The following is a 2020-nucleotide window of genomic DNA, read 5'->3' as shown; positions in this document are numbered from 1 at the left end:
TTATAGCTTTTAGACTTATTTCAAGAGAAAATAAATTTATTGATACGAATTTTTGGCAAAACAGAATATCAAAAGCTTATGAATTCAGAAAACAGATATATCCTTTTGATAATTCATTTAGAGTCGTTTACGGAGAAAGCGACGGAATAAGCGGTTTTATTCTTGATAAATATAATGATTATTGCGTGGCACAATTTGTTTCCGCAGGAGCAGATAAAAACAAACATGATATATTGGAAGCTGTTGAAAATGTTTTAAAACCGAAAGCTGTTGTTATAAGAAATGACTCGCACTTAAGAAAATTGGAAAATTTAAGCGGTGAAAATGAAATATATTCCGGAAAAGTTCCGAATGAAATTATAATAAAAGAAAATGATATTGAATTTTTTGTAAATATAACCTCCGGGCAAAAAACAGGTTTCTTTTTTGACCAGAGAGATAACAGAGTTTTATTAAAAAAATATTGCAAAGATAAAAAAGTTTTGGATTGTTTTACAAATACGGGTGCTTTTGGACTTAATGCTTTAAAAGGCGGGGCAAAAGAAGTTATTTTTGTTGATTCGTCAAGAAGTTCGCTGGAAGTTGCAGAAAAAAATTATAAACTAAACGGTTATACAAATTTTAATGCAATTGTTGCCGATGCACAGGAATATATTTGTTCCGAACAAGCAAAACAAGAAAATTTTGACGTTGTTAATATTGATCCTCCGGGACTTATAAAAAGCAAAAAAGATTTTTTTGCAGGTTATAAACATTACGTAAAATTAAACGAACAGGCAATGAAACTTCTAAAATCCGGCGGTATATTTGCAACAAGTTCCTGTTCTCACCACTTAGCAATGAACGATTTTAAAAAAATGCTTACGGAAGCGGCTTCTCGTGCGGGCAAAACAGCTATATTTTTGGAACTTGCCTCACAGGCAAAAGACCATCCTGTTTTAATTTCAATGCCCGAGACGGAATATTTAAAATTTGCAATTTTGAAAATTTTATAAAAGACTTGTTTTTATAACCTTTATCGGCTAAACTTATACCAAATGGCTATAATAAAAAAGGAATCTTCTAATATATTTTTTGATGATTTATTAAAAACAGTTGTTTTACCGCTATTATCCGGTATTTGTTTTATTATATGGTTATTTTATTTTTGCAAATATCCGATTGAAATTTTTCCTACAATTTTTGTTATTTTTTTAGCGGTTTATTTTTTATCCGACTATATTTTAGGCGGAATTTTTTTTGCTTTTATAATATCAGTAGGATTAGTAAGTTTTTTATTTATACGCGATTATGAAACTATCACATTACTTTCTGCCGAAATATTGTTGCTTACGGCTTTATTCATATTGATAAATTATTCAAGAACAAAATATATTGAACATAAAAAACATTTTTATGTGGAATACGAATTATTAGACAGAGATATTGCCATTATTAATTCTTCCGTAAAACAAATTTCAAAAAGAAATGAAACATTAAAAAAAAGAACGGAACTTTTTAAAAATTTTGAAAAATTTATTATTGAATTGGAAAAGACATTAAAAGAAAAAGAAGTTTTAAAACTTACGGAACAAGTAATTAAAGATTTTATAAGAAAAGGTAATTGGAAAATAAAAAAATATTCAAGCACCGATATTTTTGCAAAACATATTAAAGAAACCAAAACACCCATAATACTTGATGACGTAAAAAAATATAACAAATTTAATAATCCGAAACACAAAAAACCGACATCCGTTATTGCAGTTCCGATAGATATTGACGGTAATTTTTGGGGAATAATAAAAGGAACTTGCGAAAATTCACAATTTGACAACAATGATTTAAGATTTTTATCGGTTATATCAAGCATAATAGGTATTATATTAAATAATGCAATTTTATTTGATAAAGTTGAAGAACTGTCAATTACTGACAGTTTAACCGGTTTATATACAAGAAAATATTTTATGGAAAGATTAAAAGAAGAAGTAACCCGTTATTTAACAAATACCGTTCCTTTGGTTATTGCAATGCTTGA

General features: G+C 28.0%; 2 protein-coding genes. Both read left to right on the top strand.

Features of this window, described 5'->3' with window-relative positions; all coding sequences use genetic code 11:
• The coding region (locus ACMUOV_RS01650; RefSeq protein WP_413853152.1) for a class I SAM-dependent rRNA methyltransferase at positions 1 to 995 on the top strand (995 nt) is incomplete at its 5' end.
• A gap of 42 nt (positions 996 to 1037) precedes the next feature.
• Positions 1038 to 2020: GAF domain-containing protein (locus ACMUOV_RS01645; RefSeq protein WP_413853150.1), on the top strand; the 983-nt coding region annotated here is incomplete at its 3' end.

The organism is Candidatus Ruminimicrobium bovinum, assembly GCF_902760015.1.
Taxonomy (GTDB): Bacteria; Elusimicrobiota; Endomicrobiia; order Endomicrobiales; family Endomicrobiaceae; genus Ruminimicrobium; species Ruminimicrobium bovinum.
This window is presented reverse-complemented; position numbering and strand designations above follow the sequence as displayed.